This is a genomic window from Mesorhizobium sp. M7A.F.Ca.AU.002.02.1.1 (assembly GCF_003998535.1).
Classification (GTDB): Bacteria; Pseudomonadota; Alphaproteobacteria; order Rhizobiales; family Rhizobiaceae; genus Mesorhizobium; species Mesorhizobium ciceri.
Genome location: NZ_RZPB01001255.1, coordinates 1 through 1,057 on the forward strand (window position 1 = coordinate 1; position 1,057 = coordinate 1,057).

At 67.9% G+C, this 1,057-nt stretch carries 1 protein-coding gene; it reads left to right on the forward strand.

Features of this window, described 5'->3' with window-relative positions; all coding sequences use genetic code 11:
- A partial coding sequence (locus tag EN879_RS40450; protein WP_245493945.1) for a signal recognition particle receptor subunit alpha occupies positions 1–1,057 on the forward strand: 1,057 nt, incomplete at both ends.

Genomic DNA, 1,057 nt, shown 5'->3' on the forward strand with positions numbered 1-1,057 from the left:
CTCCAGAGCCGCCGGCGCCCGAGGAAGTTCCGCTCACCCCTGCGACTCCCGAACCCACGCCCGAACGGCAGCCGCAAGAAGTCCCAGCGCCGGCGCCGGCCGAACCGGAGATCGTCCCGTCACGCCCGGAAAAGCGGCCGGAGCCGGCACCAGTCGAAGTGCCGACGCCGGCCGAGGTTCCGGCAGAAACACCAGCGCCGATCGAGGTGCCCACACCGGCGCCGTCCCCTCTTCAGCCGTCTTCAGAGGCCGGCGCCGCTCCTCATCCGCCTGCCGGCACCTTCTCCCCGTATAGCGACGGGGAGAAGGAAGAAGTTTCAGCGCCGACGCCCGAAGCACCCGCCGCCGAAATCGCACCTCCCATTCGCCAGCCTGCGCCGATCGAATCGCAGCCGGTCATTGCGGAAATTGCGCCCGAGCCGCAGCCTCTTCCACCACCCGCGCCGGAGCCGAAAGCCGCCCCCGGCAAGGTGACCGTCACCAAGAAGGTCGAGCAGAAGGCCGAGCCGCAAAAAGCGCCGGAGCCGGCACCGAGGCGCTCTTGGTTCCAGCGCATGAAGGACGGGCTTGCCCGCTCGTCCAAGGAACTGACCGGCAACATTGCCGGCGTCTTCACCAAGCGCAAGCTGGACGAAGAGACTTTGCAGGACCTGGAGGATGTGCTGATCCGCGCCGATCTCGGCATGGAGACCGCCTTGCGCGTTACCGACGCGCTGGCCGCCAGCCGCTACGGCAAGGACGTTTCCGACACCGAGGTCCGCGCCATCATGGCGGCCGAGGTGGAAAAAGTGCTGACCCATGTCGCCATGCCGCTGGAGCTCGACCTCTCGCACAAGCCGCATGTCATCCTGGTGGTTGGCGTCAACGGCACCGGCAAGACCACCACCATCGGCAAGCTCGCCGCCAAGCTGACCGATGGCGGCCTGTCGGTCATGCTCGCCGCCGGCGACACGTTCCGCGCGGCAGCCATCGAGCAGCTGAAGATCTGGGGCGAGCGGACGAAATCGCCGGTCATCGCCTCCAAGCTCGGCGCCGATGCCGCCGGCCTTGCCTATGA